This window comes from Pseudomonas sp. XS1P51, from assembly GCF_054897845.1.
In genome coordinates this window covers 908,146-923,862 of sequence record NZ_CM142707.1, presented here as the reverse complement: position 1 = coordinate 923,862, position 15,717 = coordinate 908,146, and the positions used below count along the sequence as shown (strand labels likewise).

The window sequence follows — 15,717 nt, the reverse complement described above, 5'->3', positions numbered from 1 at the left end:
TTTTTGACAGGGGAACATGGATGGGTTGGCTGCACTCGAGACGTTTGCATTACTGGCTAGGCGCAACAGCGATTGCGTTTGCGCTGTTTGCCCTGCTGCGGGTGGTGTTCTTTTTCGGCTTTTCCGGTTTCGACGCCAAAGCCCTGACTGACGAAAATGCCGTCATGGAAACCCTGGGCATCGGCTTTCGTTTCGATCTTCGCCTGGCCATCCTCGTCATGCTGCCGTTGGCGTTGCTGGCCTGGATCCCTCGCTGGAATCTTATCGGCAGCCGCCTGCTTCGCCGCATCACACGGGTGTATCTGCTGGCCATCCTGAGCGTCCTGCTGCTGGTCTATATCATCGACTTCGGCCATTACGCCTACCTGGGCGTGAGGATCAACGCCACGGTGCTGCGCTTCATCGAGGATGCGCAGATATCCCGTGACATGGTCTGGCAAACCTACCCGGTCATCTGGATTTCACTGGGCTGGCTGGCAACGGTCGCGCTGGTGACCCTGGCGCTGGTGCGCTGGGAACGCCTGACGCTGGACCGCCCCCGCAAACGCATTCACCCACTCGCCGCGACGTGGGGTGGCGTGGTGATGGTCGTGGTGGTGCTGCTGGGCATTTTGGGTCGTGTCGAGAACATGAACCTTGAAAACCCTGTGCCGTTGCGCTGGAGCGATGCATTCTTCTCGGGCAATAACCAGATTGCCGCGCTGGGCCTGAACCCGGTGATTTTCCTCTACGACACGGTCAAGGTCGGCCAGTCGCGCTATGACGAAGCGCAAGTGCGCGAACTCTATCCGGTCATGGCCAACTACCTGGGCGTCGACCAGCCCGATCCGCAAACCCTCAATTTCGTCCGTCACCAGGCGCCACAACCCTACATGGTTCCGGGTAACCGTCCGCCGAACGTGATGTTCGTCATGCTTGAATCGCTGGGCACCAGCGCCGTCGGGGCCTATGGCAACCCGATCAATCCGACGCCCAATATCGATCGCCTGGCCACCCAGAGCTGGTTCTTCGAGCACTTCTATGTTCCGGTGACCGGCACGGCAAAAACCGTCTGGGCCAGCATTAGCGGAGTCCCGGACGTCACGCGCCAGGAAACCGCGACGCGTAATCCGCTGATCACCCAGCAGCACACGCTGATCAATGCCTTCACCGGTTACGAGAAGCTCTACACCATTGGTGGCAACTCCGGCTGGGCCAACATGAATGCCTTGATCCGGCAGAGCATCGACGGGGTTCGCCTGTTCGACGAGCGGGACTGGAAATCCCCGGTGGTGGACGTCTGGGGGATTTCAGATCTGGATCTGTTCAAAGAAACCGACCAGATCCTGCAAACGCTGCCCAAGGACAAGCCGTTCTTCGCGTATGTACAGACGGCCGGCAACCATCGCCCCTTCACGATTCCCAAGACCAATGATGGATTCGAGGTCAAGCACCCTACCCTGGCGGAAGTCCAGGCCGCCGGGTCGCGCAGTGTCGAGCAGTACAACGCCGTGCGCCTGCTGGACTTCAACATCGGACGCCTGATGGAAATCGCCAAGGCAGGCGGCTGGTACGAAAACACGATTTTCGTGCTGTTCGGCGACCACAACACCCGTATCGCGCAGATCCCGTTCCTGGCACCGGCCTATGAACAGCTGGGTCTGGAAAGCAACGCAGTACCGATGATCATCCACGCACCGGCCTTGCTCGGCACGCGTACGGTCAAGGAAGCGGTCGGCCTGGTGGACTTGCTGCCAACCGTGGCGGGCATGGCCGGCCTTGAGTTCCGCAACAGCGGTATGGGCCGGGATATTCAGCAGCCAGCGCCCGAGGGCGAACGCGTGGTGCCGCTGGTACTGCGTGAAGGTACGTTCCCGATCATTGCCGGTGTTACTCAGCACTACATGGTGCAGATGCAGCACGACGGCAGCTCGCCGACCCTGCACGACCTGGCCTCGATGACACCGCTGGACAACGTCGCCGAGAAAAACCCGGAAGAGTTCAAGCGCCTGACCCAGCTGACCCGGGCCATGCATGAAACCTCACGGTTGATGCTGTACCAGAACGTGCGCAAGTAACGGCTTGTTCCAGCGAGGCCGCGTCTAGGGTTCAGATAGACGCGGTGCCTCTGACGAACCGGCCTGGCGCTGAAATTGACGCGGGCACACGCCAAATCGGGCGCGAAACTCACGAGAGAAATGCGCACCATCAGAAAAGCCGCAATCCATGGCGATCTGAGTGATGCTGCTGTGACTGTTCACCAGCAACCAGCCGCCGTACTCAACGCGCAACGAACGTTGAAACTCCATGGGCGATATCCCCAGCGACTGCTGGAATGCGCGTGTCAACTGCCGCCGCCCAAGCCCTACATACCGCGCAATCGCGTCCAGCGTGGGCAAACTGTCCATGCGTTGCTCGATATAGTGCGCGGCCTGTCGAACGCGCTCATCCTTGATATCCGCCAGGTTTGCATAGAAATGCGCCTGTGGCTGCCGCCCTTGGCGAATCCCCTGCAACATCATGTGCCGCACCGCCTGCTGGGCTTTTTCACGCCCGCAATGCCGGGCCACCAGATACAGGCCCAGGTCGATCGCGGCGGTTGAGCCGGCGCAGGTAATCAGGTCACCCTCGTCGATAAACAGATGATCGACCGCCGCAGGCGTCTTCGGGAAGCGTGCGCGGAACGCATCCAGCACATTCCAGTGCACGCACACCGAACGATTGCCTACCACCCCCGCTTGCGCCAGCGCGAACGTGCCCGTGCAGATGCCCAATAACCGTGTGCGGCTGTTCGCTGCGCGCTGCAACCAATCACGCAAGTTATTCGGCAAATGGGTATTGGGGTAATCGTTGCCGCCACAAATGGCCACATAGTCGAACTCCCCGAGGTTCTCCGCCAGCCCCCCGGACACCTCAAGCACGATGCCCGCGCTGGAAGTTCGCGGCAATCCGTCAACACTCATCACACGCCATGCTGTATGGATCTGCCGACTGCCGCCCCCCAGGTCACCGGACAAGCGCAGGACATCCACAAAACCTGAAAACGCTGCCAGCGTGAATTGATCCAGCAGGACCAAACCTACCGACAATTGCGGACGACTACCCGCCTCGGCTCCGGGCCGATCGGGTGCAACGTGGAAGTCGTGATGGTTCTGAGTCATTTTGGGCATGACCTAACTATTCAACTTTAAGACCCCAGAGTGCAAGCGCTCGCATCGACCTTACGAGCAAGATGCAGACACGGGGAACATTAAAACAACGCCCCAAGAGGACATGAGATGAGAACGAAGACTCGTAATGAAATCACAGTCGCGCTCGCACTGGCCGGCTGCATCTCCTCACAAGGCGCCATGGCGGAACAGCAAAAGCTGACCGTCGCGTTGTATGGCGGCAACTGGGGTGAGGCGTTCCTCAGTTGTGTTGCAGAACCTTTCACGAAAGCCACCGGGATTCCCGTGGCTGCGGAAGTCGGCACCGCAACCACCACCCTGGCCAAACTCCAGCAGCAAAAATCCAGCCCGACAATCGACGTAGCCTGGATGGACGGCGGCATCAGCGAACTCGCCTATGCCGCCGGCGTTCTCGCCGATCTAGACCCGGCTGCGATTCCCAACCTGAAGAACGTCGTGGATAAAGCGGTGTACTCCGATGCGGGCCACACCTTTGCCGTCAGCAGCGGCTACTACTCCCTTGGACTGACCTACAACACCAAGGAAGTCCCGGAAGCGCCCACCAGCTGGAAGGATTTGTGGAAGCCGGAGTACGCCGGAGCCATTGCCCTGCCCTCGCCGGCCAACTCCTCCGGGGTGCCGTTCGTATTCTTCATGGCTGATGTGTGGGGCATAGACCGAGCCGATCTGGCGCCGGTCTACGCCAAGCTGGGCGCACTGGACACCGCGCTCTTCTTCGACAGCTCAGGCGCGGCGACCAATGCCTTCCAGAGTGGCGAAGCGATCATCGGCGCGCACTTCAACGTCGGCGCCTGGGACTTGATCGATAAGGGCGCGCCCATCGGTTTCACCATTCCCAAGGAAGGCGCCTGGGCCACTGACGCTCGCCTGCATCTGATCAAGGGCGCGCGTAACAGCAAGGCCGGCGAGCAATTCATCAATACCGCGCTGACCAAGGAAGCGGCGTCCTGCCTGGCCGGCAAGCTTTACCTGGGGCCGGCGGTCAAAGGCGTGGAAGTCTCCGCAGACGTGGCCCGCAAGTTGCCGTGGGGCGCGGGTGGCTCGGTTGCCGACTTGCGCCTGTTCGATTGGGCCCAAATCAACGCGCAGCGCGCGAGCATCACCAACGACTGGAACCGCAAAGTCTCCGCCAACTAGCTCAAGAGGTCTGCAATGTCAGTTTTGTTGAGCATAGACAGCGTCTGCAAAAGCTTTGGGCCGTTCCAGGCACTGGACAACATCCATCTGGATATCGAGCAGGGCGAGTTCATCGTCCTGCTCGGCCCCAGCGGTTGTGGCAAGACCACCTTGCTGCGCTCGATCGCCGGCTTCATGCAGCCCGACTCCGGCACGATAGCGATCGATGGTCAGGACGTCAGCCGACTGCCCCCGTACCGTCGACCGCTGAATACCGTGTTTCAGAACTACGCCCTGTTTCCGCACATGACCGTACTGGAAAACGTGGCCTACGGACCACGGCGCCAGGGCGTCAATCGCAGCGAAGCACGGCAACAGGCACGAGAGGCACTGGCGCTGGTCGGTCTGGAAGCGCTGGAAGATCGCTTTCCGCGCGGCATGTCCGGCGGACAGCAGCAGCGTGTGGCGCTGGCACGCGCCATCGTCAACAAACCCAAACTGCTGTTGCTCGACGAACCGCTCTCGGCGCTGGACATGAAACTGCGCAAGCGCATGCAGCTGGAACTCAAGCATCTTCAGGCGAAGCTCGGCATCGCGTTCATCTTTGTCACCCACGATCAGGAAGAAGCGATGACCATCGCCGACCGCATCGTGGTGATGAATGCGGGGCGCATCGAACAAACGGGCTCCAGCAGCGAGATCTACAGCGCACCCGCTTCGCGCTTCGTGGCGGACTTCATCGGCGAGGCCAACCTGATCGGCTATCAGGCCAGCGACAACGGTGAAATTCGCCTGGCGATCCGGCACAAACCGATGTTGAGCAGCGCAAAGAATCTGTTGCCACGCGGGGTGGCCGTGCTGCGCCCCGAGCATCTGCAGGTGCTGGATGCATCGAGTCCCGAGACCGCCAACTGCTACGAAATCCACGGGACCGTGACCGATATCGTCACCGTGGGCAGCCACACCCTGATCCATACGCAGATTGACGGGCAGCCGATCGTGGCTCGCACCATGGGCTTCCCCAGCGCCGACCTGATGGCCGGCAGTGTCGTGCGCCTGGGCTTCAATCCCGCTCATCTGCACTTGATCGGGGAACAAGTATGAAACGCAAGACGCTGGCTCCGCTGCTGATGCTCTTTGCAGCATTGGCGTTTTTCACGGCGTTCTTTCTTGCACCGTTCGCCGTGGTGATCTTCGCCAGTCTGACCCAGGGCGCCGATCAGACTTTCACGCTGGACCACTACATCAGGGTGCTGGGCGATCAATATCACTGGGATGTGATTCTGGTGACCTTCCGCATCGCCGCGCTGACCACGTTGATCTCGTTGCTGCTCGGCTACCCGTTGGCGTGGTACCTGGTGCGCGTCGTGAAGTGGCGCGCCTGGCGTCGGGCCTGTGTGATCTTGCTGGTGGTGCCGATGTTCACCAGCAACATCGTCCGCTCGTTCGGCTGGATGGTGCTGCTGGGACGCAAGGGGCTGGTGAACCAAAGCCTGCTTGAAACAGGCCTGATCGACACACCGGTACGTTTCCTCGGCACTGAACTGGGCATCCTGATCGGTATGGTTTACATCCTGCTGCCCTTCATCGTGCTGGCAGCCGGCAACGCTCTGGCGCAGGTCGACCCGGCCTACGAACAAGCCTCGGAGGATCTCGGCGCCAGTCCTCGGGCCACCTTTTTTCATGTGGTGTTGCCGCTGACCATGCCCGGGATCATCTCCGGCTCAATCATGGTGTTTACCCTGGCGGCCAGTGCCTACGTCACGCCTGCCCTGCTTTCGGGGGGCCGCATTTCCGTGCTCTCGATGTTGATTTTCCAGCAATACAGTTCGGTCTTCGACTTCAACTACGGCGGCGCACTGAGTGTCGTGCTGCTGATCTTTACCCTGGTCATGGTCGGGCTGGCCGGACGTGTCGGCAGCATCCGAGGGAGCAACCAATGATGACTCGAATGCTGGTTCGACTGATTGCCTGGGCCGTGCTCGGTTACATGCTGCTGCCACTGGTGGTGATTCTCGGCACCTCCTTGACCGCCTCGTCATTCCTCGCGTTTCCGCCCCAAGGCTGGACGCTGGACTGGTACGGCAAAATGCTCAGCGACCCGAGCTATGTGGCCTCGTTCGCCACCAGCACCGTGCTGGCCCTGGCGGCGACAGGCGTTGCGGTGCTGCTCAGCGTACCGGCCGCCCTGGCGATGGCGCGTTACAACTTTCCCGGTAAAGGCGCGATCCTCGCCGCCCTGACTTCACCGCTGGTGTTTCCGCACATCGTACTGGGCGCGGCACTCTTGCAGTTCGGCGGTTACTTCGGCCTGACCCGCAGCTTTCTAGCGCTGCTGATCGGCCACACGGTCATTATCTCGCCCTTCGTGCTGCGTTCGGTGCTGTCCATGCTGACGCCGGAGCAGCGCGCACTGGAAGAAGCCTCCAGCGATCTGGGCGGCACACCCTGGGCCACCTTCTTCTTTGTGGTATTGCCGCAGATCCGGCCGGGGATCGTCACCGGGTCGATTTTTGCCTTCATCTCGTCCTGGATCAACGTGGAGTTGTCGATCTTCAACACGACCCCGGACCTGAACACCATCCCGGTAAAGCTTTTCAACTACGTGCAGTACACCGTCGACCCGACCATCGCCTCCGCCTCCGGCGCAACCATCGTCGTCGTCGTGATTGCCGTGATCATTCTCGATCTGTGCATCGGTCTCGACCTTTTGTCAGAACGCAAATAACCCCCCTCGTACATCCCGTAAGCCAGGAGTTCAGTCATGCGCATGCAAGACACGTTCGATGTCATCTATACCCACACCGAAGGTGAACCACTGTGCATCGTGCACAGCGGTATTCCCTACCCCGCCGGTTCCAGCATTCTGGCCAAGCGTGCCTTTCTGGAGCAGAACTATGACTGGCTGCGCAAGGCGCTGATGCAGGAACCTCGCGGGCACAAGGACATGTTTGGCGTGTTTCTCACCCCGCCTTCAAGCAGTGAGTTCGATGCCGGCCTGATCTACATGGACGGCAGCGTGTACTCGCACATGTGCGGTCACGGCACCATCGCCGTGAGCATGGCGATGGTCGCCCTGGGCCTGGTGCCACGCGGCGCCGATGGCATCACCAAAATCCGCTTCGAAACCACCGCCGGGCTCGTCGTGGCCGAGGTCGCCTCGGAAGGTGAAAACGTACTCTGGACCCGCTTTGAAAACGTGCCGGCCTACGTTGCCGCGCAGGATATTCCGGTTCATCTGCCCGGCTACGGCGACCTGAAAGCCGACCTGGTCTGGGGCGGCAACTACTTCGGCATCGTCGACCTGACCAATTGCGACCTGCGTATCAGCCCGGAAAACGGCAGCGAGCTGTCGCGCCTCGGCCTGCTGGCCCGCGACCAGATCCAGAAACAGCTGAAAATCCAGCACCCCACCGAGGCGCACATCAACGACCTCAACTTCATCACGTTCTGGCACCCAGCGACCATCGAAGGCGCGTTCTACAAGAACGTTCACGTCTTCAGCGCCGGCCAGCTCGATCGCTCCCCTGGCGGCACGGGCACCAGCGCGATGATGGCGATGTTCGAGGCACGCGGGAAACTGGGCCTGAATCAACCCATTCTGTCCGAAGGCCTGCTGGGCAGCGGCACCTTCGAAGGCTGCCTGCTGGGTGAAGTGGACCTGAACGGCACACGTGCGGTGCGCCCGACCGTCAAGGGCACGGCCAGCATCCTGGGAACGTCACGCTGGGTGATTGAGCGTAATGACCCGGTTGGGGCAGGCTTCGTGGTCAACTGATCGACACTGAACGGCTGATCCTCGACTAAAATCTTATTGGCTGTACCCAAACGCCCGCTGCAGCGCATCGGGCGTTTTGTTCTGCGCCAATCCCGAGCGCACGAGTAAAAGATTCTGCCTATCAGGCTCCAATACTCCTCCTATTAGCTGACTCCCCTACTGGGGTCTAACCTTAATCCAGCGCTGGCGTCATAAGCTGGCCGGTTTAGTGCTGATAAGGAGACAGGAATGAGTCCGAAGCTTGACTAGGCCTTCCGTGGGCCACCGCGCAGGCAACTCGATTGCCGCTGTTCAGAATTCCCGTGTGGTCAAAACAATCAGTTGATCAAACTGCTGGCCCTGCAGCCTATGTCATTGATTCCACTCGTTGCTATTCAACGCCCATCCCGGGCCGGATAGCCGGATGAACACGACCAAAGGTAGCTCACACATGGCAAATGAATCGAAATGCCCGTTCAATCACGCCGCTGGCGGTGGCACGACGAACCGCGATTGGTGGCCGAACCAACTGAATCTGAAGATCCTGCACCAGCACTCGTCCCTGACTGATCCCTTGGACGAGGGCTTCAACTATGCCGAAGAATTCAAAACCCTGGACTTTCAAGCACTCAAGAGAGACTTGAATGCGCTGATGACCGATTCGCAAGACTGGTGGCCGGCAGATTTCGGTCATTACGGGCCGCTGTTCATTCGCATGTCCTGGCACGCCGCCGGTACCTATCGCACCGGTGACGGCCGTGGCGGTGCAGGCTCCGGTCAACAGCGCTTCGCGCCGCTCAACAGCTGGCCGGATAACGTCAGCCTCGACAAGGCGCGTCGGCTGCTCTGGCCGATCAAGCAAAAATATGGCCGCAAGATTTCCTGGGCCGACCTGATCGTCCTGACCGGCAACGTCGCGCTGGAGTCCATGGGCTTCAAGACCTTTGGTTTTTCCGGTGGTCGCAAGGACGTCTGGGAACCGGACGAAGACGTTTACTGGGGCTCGGAAAACAAATGGCTGGGTGGCGACACGCGCTACGGCAAAGAAAACAAACCCATGCAAGAGCCCGGCGAAGGTCCACTGGTGGCTGAGCCAGGGGAAAATGAGGAGAGCCGTACCGACCAGGGGCGCAATCTGGAAAATCCGCTTGCCGCAGTACAAATGGGTTTGATCTATGTGAACCCGGAAGGCCCGGAAGGCAACCCGGACCCGGTCGCTGCGGCCAAGGACATCCGCGAAACCTTCGCGCGCATGGCAATGAATGACGAGGAAACCGTGGCACTGATCGCCGGCGGCCACGCCTTCGGCAAGACCCACGGCGCAGGGCCTGCCGACAACGTCGGGGCCGAGCCCGAAGCGGCGGGCCTCGAACAGCAGGGCCTGGGCTGGAAGAGCACCTTCGGCACCGGTAAGGGCGGCGACACGATCACCAGCGGCCTGGAAGTGACCTGGACCACCACGCCCACCAAGTGGAGCAACAACTACCTGGAAAACCTGTTCGGCTTCGAGTGGGAACTGAGCAAAAGCCCGGCCGGTGCGCACCAGTGGATCGCGAAAAACGGCGCCGGTGCCGGCATCATTCCCGACGCTCACGACCCGTCCAAACGTCGTAATCCGACCATGCTGACCACCGATCTGTCGCTGCGATTCGACCCGATCTACGAGCCGATTTCGCGGCGTTTCCTTGAAAATCCGGATCAGTTGGCCGACGCCTTCGCCCGCGCCTGGTTCAAGCTGATCCACCGCGACATGGGGCCACTCTCGCGCTACCTCGGCCCTGAAATGCCGAGCGAAGAACTGCTGTGGCAAGACCCGATTCCAGCGGTCGACCATCCTCTGGTCAACGACAGCGACGTCGCCGCACTCAAGAGCAAAATCCTCGCTTCGGGCCTGACCGTCTCGCAGCTTGTGTCTACTGCCTGGGCGGCGGCTTCCACCTTCCGCGGCTCCGACAAACGCGGCGGTGCCAACGGCGGCCGCCTGCGTCTGGCCCCGCAGAAATTCTGGCAAGCCAACCAGCCTGATCAATTGGCGAACGTGCTGGCTAAACTCGAAGGCATTCAGAGCGAGTTCAACAACAGCGGCAAGAAAATCTCCCTGGCAGACCTGATCGTGTTGGCCGGTAGTGCCGGCGTCGAGCAGGCGGCGAAAAATGCCGGTCACACCGTCACGGTGCCTTTCACACCGGGGCGGATGGATGCGAGTCAGGAGCAGACGGACGTTGAATCTTTCGGGTTCCTCGAACCTATCGCCGATGGCTTCCGTAACTACCTCAAGACCCGCTACCGCGTCCCCGCCGAGCAACTGCTGATCGACAAGGCGCAACAGCTGACACTCACGGCACCAGAAATGACGGCGCTGATTGGCGGCCTGCGCGTGCTGAACACCAACATCGGACAGACCAGACACGGCGTGTTCACGAAGCAGCCGGAAGCGTTGACCAACGACTTCTTCAAGAACCTGCTGGACATGGGTGTGGAATGGAAACCTGTATCGGAGGCTAATGAAGAGTTTGAAGGAAGGGATCGCAAAACCGGTGAAGTGAAGTGGACCGGTACGCGTGTCGACCTGGTTTTTGGCTCAAATTCGCAGTTGCGGGCATTGGCCGAATTCTATGCAAGCAGCGACTCGAAGGAGAAGTTCGTTAAAGACTTCGTAGCGGCCTGGACCAAGGTGATGAACCTGGATCGTTTCGATCTCAAGTAACGCAGGCGATACTGCTGAAACCCGCAACGCCTCCCTGTGGAGGCGTTGTGCTTTTTGCTGATCGCTGGAAGTGGCTAAACGGGCGAGATCGTGGCAAGAACACCAATCAAAATGGTCAACACCAGAAATCCACCCAGGAAAATTGCCATCTTAGCCATGGGGCCTCCGAAATAATGAGTTGGCGGTGCAGTTGTTTATGGAACTGCCGACCGTGCTGTCATTGTGAGGCGAAGGCTGTGTGCATTACAGATGCAGATGGCGAAGGAAAATACGGATCAGATCCCTACATCTCCACCTGAGTCCCCAGCTCAATCACCCTGTTCAGTGGCAAGTTGAAATACTTCAGGTTGCTGTTGGCGTTTTTCAGTAGAAACGCGAACAAACTCTCACGCCAGCGCGCCATACCCATGCGCTTGGTTGGGATCACCGTCTCCCGGCTGAGGAAATAGGTCGTGCGCATCGGGCTGAAGTCCAGCTCATTCAAGTGACAGAGACTCAACGCTTGGGGCACATCAGGTTCCTCGATAAAACCAAAGTGCAGACTGACTCGGAAGAACCCTTCACCATAGGTTTCAACCTCAAACCGCCTGTCAGCACTCACGCGAGGACTGTCTTCGGACACCACGGTGAGCAGCACAACTTGTTCATGCAACACTTGGTTATGCAGCAGATTGTGCAGTAGCGCATGCGGAACAGCATCTGCCCTGGCCGTCAGAAAAACCGCCGTGCCCTGCACGCGATGGGGAGGCTGCGTACGGATGCTGGCGATGAACAGTGGCAGTGGAAGCGCGGTTTCATCCAGCCGCTCAACAATGATCTTCCTGCCCCGCTTCCAGGTCGTCATCAAAATGAACAGACCAATGCCGGCGATAACCGGGAAGGCACCGCCCTGAAAAATCTTCGGCGCGTTGGCCGCGAAATACAGACTGTCTACCAGCAGAAAACCGAGCAGCATCGGGATGGCCAGCCAGCGCGGCGTTTTCCAAAGGAGCAGCACGACAGCCGAAGACAAGAGCGTGGTAATCAGCATGGTGCCCGTCACGGCGACCCCATAGGCAGCGGCCAACGCACTGGACGACTCAAAGCCGATAACAAGCAGCACGACACCAACCATCAACGCCCAGTTGACCGTGCCGATGTAAATTTGCCCCTGTTCCTGGCTGGAGGTGTGCTGGATAAACATGCGAGGGACGTACCCTAACTGGATGGCCTGGCGCGTCAGGGAGAAAGCGCCAGAGATCACGGCTTGAGAAGCGATGATGGTGGCCAGGGTGGAGAGCGCGACCATCGGCAGCAGTGCCCAGCCAGGCGCGAGCAAATAGAACGGGTTGCGCACGGCCTCGGGGTTCTCCAGGATCAAGGCGCCCTGGCCAAAATAATTGAGTACCAGCCCCGGCAACACCAAAATGAACCAAGCACGAGAAATCGGTTTGCGACCAAAGTGGCCCATGTCGGCATACAGCGCTTCAGCACCGGTCAGAGCCAACACGACAGCGCCCAAAATTGTCACCCCAATTCCTGGATGAGCCACGAAGAACTGCGCGGCCCACGCGGGGTTGAGCGCTTGCAGCACTTCGGGGCGCTGAAAAATACCGTAGATCCCGAGCGCACCCAACACCACAAACCACAGCACCATGACCGGGCCAAACAGGATGCCGATTCGAGCCGTGCCATGTTTCTGTATCAGGAACAGCGCCACCAGCACGATCACTGACAAGGGCACAACCCAGTGCTCTATTCCGTCAAACGCCAGTTGCAATCCTTCAACCGCCGAGAGCACCGAAATAGCCGGGGTGATCATGCTGTCCCCGTAAAAAAGTGCCGCACCGAACAGGCCGAGCAGAACCAGTACCTTGCTCATGTGCGGATAAGGTGCTGCCGCGCGGCGGGCCAACGCCGTCAACGCCATAATGCCGCCTTCACCCTGGTTATTGGCACGCAGGATGAACAGCACGTACTTGATCGAGACGACCCAGATCAGTGACCAGAAAATCAACGACAGAATGCCCAGTACTCCGTCGTGGTTCACCTGGACTCCGTAGTGGCCGGAAAATACTTCTTTCAGCGTGTAGAGGGGGCTGGTGCCGATGTCCCCGTAAACCACGCCGACAGCAGCGACGAGCAAGCCCACTCCTGACGTTTTGGATGGGGAGGCTTCATGTGTACCGATCGCTGTTTCACTCAAGGGTCGCTTCTCTCAACGCATGGACGATCAAAAAATCGCGGCCAGTATCGTTGGGGACAGAAACACCTACCGTAAAGAAAGCGTAAAAATTTTACGGCAGATTTCCTGATCCGTTCGAACAGCTACACATCAGGCCAGGTCTGGCGGGAGGGGGCTCGCTGCGTATGTAGCGTCAGCGTTTTAAACTGAAAATCTGAGCCACACCACTCTAAAACTTTTATGCAAACGACACTCCGACAATAGACAGCCGTATATTTTCGTATTGTTAATCAAAAGAACGTAAAGAGATCGTAGTGAACCTTGAGTTTCGCAGAAGACAACTTATCCTTCAGTCCAACTTTAGGCGGGAGATAAGTATGAGCAGCTCGGACTTGGGAATCATGATCATTTCAATAATCGGGCTATTCGGATTCGCTTCATTCATTTTCGAGTACTTGAGCACTAACCACCCCACTAAAAACAAGCAGCGGAGGCTTCCCGCAGAAGGCTATCGAAGAGAAAACAAAAAATAGAAAAGTGTAAATACAACCACAACACTAAAAAGCGTGGGTCTCGATCATAGACAATATTCAACAACTAAAAAACGCCACCACTGATGCGCCGACGACATTGTTTATCCCCGCCTGATATCGACGTAACTGCAGAGTGTTAGCGGGCTCACTGCGGCCACTGGTCACCTATAGGTGTCGGCTTCTCGCAGTTGACCGAAGAAGAGGCCAGTGCGGGTTTCAATCTCCTCGATGGCTGTCTGCGTATAAGCGCCAAAGGAGATTTCCTCGGTGATGGGCCCGTGTTTTCGTATCTCGTCCGACTGGTCGAGCACAAAGCCCGCAGCGTGAAGATGTCCATCCTCAACCCACGCTACGATCTTCCAGAACCTGGAAGGTACACGCATCCCCTTGCGCCGGTTTGGCGCCGGTACGGCTGCTTTCAATTCGTTGAAGTACTTGTCCTCCACATCGAAAATCGGCCCGGCGAAATAACTCACACGATTGCCCTCTTCAAGGTGCCGGGTGATAACGTCTTCGAGGTCTCCCCATTCGACGTTGTTGAAATTGGCAATCATCGGGGTTGCGTTGGTGATGACGAACGAGTGCTGGTCGGCAAGATCCAGCGCGGCTTCGTCAGCCCCTTGCACCGCATCTTCACGCTTGAACAGATGTCCCCGCTGCATGGAATTGCTGAATATCAAATCGTCAGGCTGGTACTGATCGTCCAGTCTGGGATCGAGGGTCCAGCCAGGTCGTCTGGGCATCGCGCCTTGCATGACCTTTTTCCATAGAAGCGCGCCATTCACATTGCCCGCGGCGTAGATCGCCGTGCGCCTTCTCGCGTGCATGACCACCGAATAATTCAGGTACTTCAACACGTACTCGTCCAGCTCGCGCAGTTTTGCCACCTCCTTGACGACCTCGTGAGAGAGCTCTGGCAGAGCCACCTCAAACCCGTCGCCGAGAAAACCTGGCTGATAGCCTGTCGCCCCGTGGAACAGTGCAGGCTCACGGCGAACAAGTTTCTCCTCTATGTCTTCCCAGCCTGGCGCCAGTGGTCCGGGTGTTATCAGCGCGGCGATAGACCTGTCCAGCGGTCCAAGCTTGGGGTCCCGGGATACAGCCAGTATGCGATCCAGAGCCGCTTGCGCAGGCGCGGACATTTCATCACCGAGCGCTGCTTTCTGCCTCAGGGAGGCATAGATGCGGCTCACGCGCGTACCTTCATTGGTCACATAGGCAATGCTGCTTTTGGCATCGCCATCGCGGGCCGGCGTGTCGTCCAGGCGCATGACGCGGGACTTGCCATCCACCAGTTTTATCAGTGGAACGCCGCCTCGATGCAAGGCCACAACGAACCATTCATCAGTGCACACTGGCGCCCCGGATGAGCCCTTCAGCGTGTCTGAACCATAGAACAGCGAGTTCAGCGCTCCCGTAGGGTCCAGCCGGTCTTTCGGGGCTTCCATGAAATAGTTGTCGCGAAGGACGATCTTCTTTCCCTGGCCAAGAGGGTGCTGAATGATATTGGCAGCCTGTCTGCGATTCGGATCGAGTTTTCCTGTCTGCTCGAACATCCGAAGAAAGCCATATTGCGACAGCTCCTCACCTTGCCCGGTAGTCGCGCTGACAGCAACGAAGCAGTAATCCAGCTCCTTGTCCGCGATATAAAGTTCTGATGGCAGGAGGTCGAACAGCTTCGGGCTCTTGGGCTTGCCATCGAGGCCGTCCTCCATGTCAAAGGCTACGAAGGAGGTGTCTGCAAATTCCTTTGTCGGCAGCACGTGGTAATTGGTCAACAGCAAGCCGGGCGCGACCAGAAATCCCGTCGCGTCCCCCTCCGTATCGACATACCCGCGAACCGTGATTTTCCCGACAGCCCGGGCGGCCAGAAGTGCGACATGAAGGTAGCGAATGGGGCGCAGATCATTGTCACCAAAGGCCGCCTCGTTGCTGGCAGCGGCGATGTCCAGCAGCTCGGGCACTTCAGGCGGGAGAGCTGCGTCAGGCTCAAGCTTGGGCAGGTTCGCCTTCAGTACATTGGCGAGAACACTGAGGCGATCTGTCGTCGACGTGAAGAGATTGGCGTTGCGCAAGCCAAGCTTCAGACGCTCGGCGGCAATGACAGGAGCCGGGGCCTCGGTTTGTGCATTAACGAACGCTTTGAAGCGTTCAACGGCCTTCTCAAGGTCTGCAAGAGTGACTTTCATCCACCAACCTCCTGTGTCGGTCAGAAACTGATCCCTAGAATAGACGCTCGATTCAGATACTGCCGGGGCAAAAACGCAATG

The 15,717-nt window shown here is 58.8% G+C and carries 10 protein-coding genes; 7 read left to right on the top strand and 3 right to left on the bottom strand.

Annotated elements, in window-relative coordinates; genetic code table 11:
* Nucleotides 1-20: 20 nt before the first annotated feature.
* Nucleotides 21-2,057 carry an LTA synthase family protein gene (locus tag ACYZUD_RS04325; RefSeq protein WP_462022770.1) on the top strand — a complete coding sequence of 679 codons (2,037 nt, stop codon included), beginning with the start codon at nt 21-23 and terminating at the stop codon, nt 2,055-2,057.
* 24 nt (nt 2,058-2,081) lie between these two features.
* Here ACYZUD_RS04325 and ACYZUD_RS04320 read toward each other — a convergent pair whose 3' ends face one another.
* The gene (locus ACYZUD_RS04320; protein WP_462022769.1) at nt 2,082-3,149 is read right to left on the bottom strand and encodes a GlxA family transcriptional regulator; all 1,068 of its coding nucleotides are present in this window, start codon (nt 3,147-3,149) and stop codon (nt 2,082-2,084) included.
* Nucleotides 3,150-3,257: 108 nt separating this feature from the next.
* On the opposite strand from ACYZUD_RS04320, the gene ACYZUD_RS04315 reads away from it, so the two are divergent.
* The 6 genes from ACYZUD_RS04315 (at nt 3,258) to katG (ending at nt 10,750) form a co-directional block, all read left to right on the top strand.
* Nucleotides 3,258-4,307, top strand: a complete 1,050-nt coding sequence (locus tag ACYZUD_RS04315; RefSeq protein ID WP_462022768.1) for an ABC transporter substrate-binding protein — start codon at nt 3,258-3,260, stop codon at nt 4,305-4,307.
* A 15-nt stretch (nt 4,308-4,322) separates the two neighbouring features.
* The gene (locus tag ACYZUD_RS04310; RefSeq protein WP_462022767.1) at nt 4,323-5,390 is read left to right on the top strand and encodes an ABC transporter ATP-binding protein; all 1,068 of its coding nucleotides are present in this window, start codon (nt 4,323-4,325) and stop codon (nt 5,388-5,390) included.
* Nucleotides 5,387-6,229 carry an ABC transporter permease gene (locus ACYZUD_RS04305; protein ID WP_462022766.1) on the top strand — a complete coding sequence of 281 codons (843 nt, stop codon included), beginning with the start codon at nt 5,387-5,389 and terminating at the stop codon, nt 6,227-6,229. Before ACYZUD_RS04310 ends, ACYZUD_RS04305 begins: the two co-directional genes overlap by 4 nt.
* Nucleotides 6,226-7,014: an ABC transporter permease gene (locus tag ACYZUD_RS04300; protein WP_462022765.1), complete on the top strand. Its 789-nt coding sequence runs from the start codon at nt 6,226-6,228 to the stop codon at nt 7,012-7,014. The genes ACYZUD_RS04305 and ACYZUD_RS04300 overlap by 4 nt, the downstream gene beginning before the upstream one ends.
* A gap of 36 nt (nt 7,015-7,050) precedes the next feature.
* Complete coding sequence (locus tag ACYZUD_RS04295; RefSeq protein ID WP_462022764.1) at nt 7,051-8,064, top strand: proline racemase family protein; 1,014 nt, start codon at nt 7,051-7,053, stop codon at nt 8,062-8,064.
* A gap of 430 nt (nt 8,065-8,494) precedes the next feature.
* The gene (katG, locus tag ACYZUD_RS04290) at nt 8,495-10,750 is read left to right on the top strand and encodes a catalase/peroxidase HPI (RefSeq protein ID WP_462022763.1); all 2,256 of its coding nucleotides are present in this window, start codon (nt 8,495-8,497) and stop codon (nt 10,748-10,750) included.
* 283 nt (nt 10,751-11,033) lie between these two features.
* On the opposite strand, the gene ACYZUD_RS04285 is transcribed toward katG, so the two are convergent.
* The gene (locus ACYZUD_RS04285) at nt 11,034-12,935 is read right to left on the bottom strand and encodes a potassium transporter Kup (RefSeq protein WP_462022762.1); all 1,902 of its coding nucleotides are present in this window, start codon (nt 12,933-12,935) and stop codon (nt 11,034-11,036) included.
* A gap of 673 nt (nt 12,936-13,608) precedes the next feature.
* Entirely contained in the window at nt 13,609-15,636 is a 2,028-nt protein-coding gene (locus tag ACYZUD_RS04280; RefSeq protein WP_462022761.1) for a DNA/RNA non-specific endonuclease, read from the bottom strand.
* Between the last annotated feature and the right edge of the window lie 81 nt (nt 15,637-15,717).